1 protein-coding gene and 1 pseudogene are annotated in these 779 nt (G+C 69.6%); both read right to left on the bottom strand.

Translation table 11 applies throughout. From position 1 onward, the window contains the following. Positions 1-412 (bottom strand): annotated as a pseudogene (locus MKK70_RS24570) (PhnA-like protein); the annotation flags it as partial. Between the two features lie 70 nt (positions 413-482). Then, complete coding sequence (locus MKK70_RS24565; RefSeq protein ID WP_243932259.1) at positions 483-743, bottom strand: GlsB/YeaQ/YmgE family stress response membrane protein; 261 nt, start codon at positions 741-743, stop codon at positions 483-485. Positions 744-779 lie beyond the last annotated feature (36 nt).

Raw genomic sequence — 779 nt, 5'->3', positions numbered from 1 at the left:
CCGCCGAGGACAGCAGGTACACGACGACCAGCGTCGAGACCGCCCAGGCGAGCAGCCCGTGGTAGGCGGTGGTGGTGTTGGCGGGCTTCCCCGAGAGGCGCCCGGCGAGCCAGCCGCCGGCGGTGGCTGCGAGAATGCCGGCGATCACGAACCAGATGCCGGCGCCGGACGAGAGCGACCCGGCGGTGGGCGTGCCATTGCCGGCCGGGTCGACCGTCGAGAGGCCGATGCCGAGCCCGACCATGTTCAGGATGACCTGGGCGACGAGCGCAATCACCGCACCGGCGATGACCGCTCCCCAAGAGACCGAGTGCAGCGCCATCGTGCGCATGTCCTCGGCCGGGGTGGCCAAGCTGGTGGTCGGTAGGTCGCGGTCATAGGCCGGACGGCTGGTGTCGGGCGTCAACGCCATGGTCGGTACGCTTTCGTTGGAAGGAGGGGGGCGATCTTCGGCCCAGGGGCCGGAAGCGGATCGTGCTGGGTCAGAGGACCCGCCGGCGGCCGACCAGGGCGTGGTAGAGCCACAGCACCACCACGGCGCCGACGATGGCGACGAGCAGGCTGTAAAGGTTCACCCCGGACACCCCGGGCTGGCCGAACTGGTTGAACAGGAAGCCGCCGACGACGGCACCGACCACGCCGAGCAGGATGTCGACGACGAGCCCCTGACCGGTGTTGTTGACGATCTTGCTGCCGATGAAGCCGGCGATCAGGCCGAGCACGATCCAGGCGAGGAGCGACATGGTCCAGTTCCACTTCGTAAGGGGTGGGTCGGGGGC

Origin of the sequence: Methylobacterium sp. E-041, assembly GCF_022829665.1 — a bacterium.
Classification (GTDB): Bacteria; Pseudomonadota; Alphaproteobacteria; order Rhizobiales; family Beijerinckiaceae; genus Methylobacterium.
Note: the sequence above shows the minus strand (reverse complement) of the source record. Positions and strands in the feature narration are given on the sequence as shown.